Consider the following 1,068-nt stretch of genomic DNA (forward strand, 5'->3'; position numbering starts at 1 on the left):
TGATGAATTGTAAAATATATTGCGACAAATAAAAAACTCATATTGGAGATCTCGTGTAAAATGTAAATAACCACAAATACATGACACGGAGGTCTCTAATATGAGCTATATACATCTTACCATAGAAAAACGAAGTCAAATAGAAGTTTTACGAAAAGAAGGTTACTCTGTTCGTAGAATTGCTAGCTTAATCGGTGTCCACCATTCTACTGTAGCAAGAGAATTAAATCGCGTTGAAGGTGAATATTCTGCGATTAAAGCACAACAGTTAGCAATTAGTAAGTCTGCTAATAAAGGCAGACCAACAAAGTTAACACCTCAATTAGCGGCTTTAATTGAATCCAGATTACAACAAACTTGGTCTCCAGAAGAAGTAGTTGGTGCTGAATTAGTTGGATTTCTAAGCTTTAAGACAATATATTCTTGGATCCATCGTGGTTTTCTTGCTGTAACAGAAGCTGTACTTCGACGGAAAGGGAAAAAGCCTGGTACCCAAGAAAAGCGTGGACGATTCACTATTAAAAGAACCATTAAAGAAAGACCTCAAGAAGTTGAAGACCGGAAGATTTTTGGTCATTGGGAGCTAGATACAATGGTTTCATCCAGAGGACAAAGTAAAGGCTGTTTAGCTACATTTGTTGAACGCAAAACTCGATTCTATATAGCAGTAAAAATGAAGGATCGAACTAAGGATTCTATGTTTTTAGCTATTAGTTCGCTATACAATACATTAACAAGTAAACTACTTAAAACCTTTACGGTAGACCGTGGTAAAGAATTTGCATGCTATGAACAGGTTGAAACCAAGTTTGGAATACCAATGTATTTTGCCGATGCCTATGCAGCATGGCAACGTGGCACTAATGAAAATAGTAATGGTTTACTTCGAGAGTTTTTCCCTAAGAAAACTGATTTAGCTAAAGTAACACTAGATAAACTAAGAGAAGCACTAATGCTGATTAATAATCGACCTAGGAAATGCCTTGGATTTAAAACACCATTTGACATGTTAAAACATGAGATTAGAAAATTAATTTAATTTTGTCGCATTACTTATTGCAATTCAAG

At 35.2% G+C, this 1,068-nt stretch carries 1 protein-coding gene; it reads left to right on the top strand.

What is annotated here, in order from left to right:
• Positions 1-100 precede the first annotated feature (100 nt).
• The gene (locus HMPREF1865_RS03885; RefSeq protein WP_060919240.1) at positions 101-1,039 is read left to right on the top strand and encodes an IS30 family transposase; all 939 of its coding nucleotides are present in this window, start codon (positions 101-103) and stop codon (positions 1,037-1,039) included.
• The last annotated feature ends 29 nt before the right edge of the window (positions 1,040-1,068 follow it).

This window comes from Veillonella parvula, from assembly GCF_001553335.1.
GTDB classification, from domain to species: domain Bacteria; phylum Bacillota; class Negativicutes; order Veillonellales; family Veillonellaceae; genus Veillonella; species Veillonella parvula_S.

What these genes read in the sequence shown, in the direction of transcription:
- HMPREF1865_RS03885 (WP_060919240.1), top strand. Translation starts at nt 101, where the DNA reads ATGAGCTATATACATCTTACCATAGAAAAACGAAGTCAAATAGAAGTT.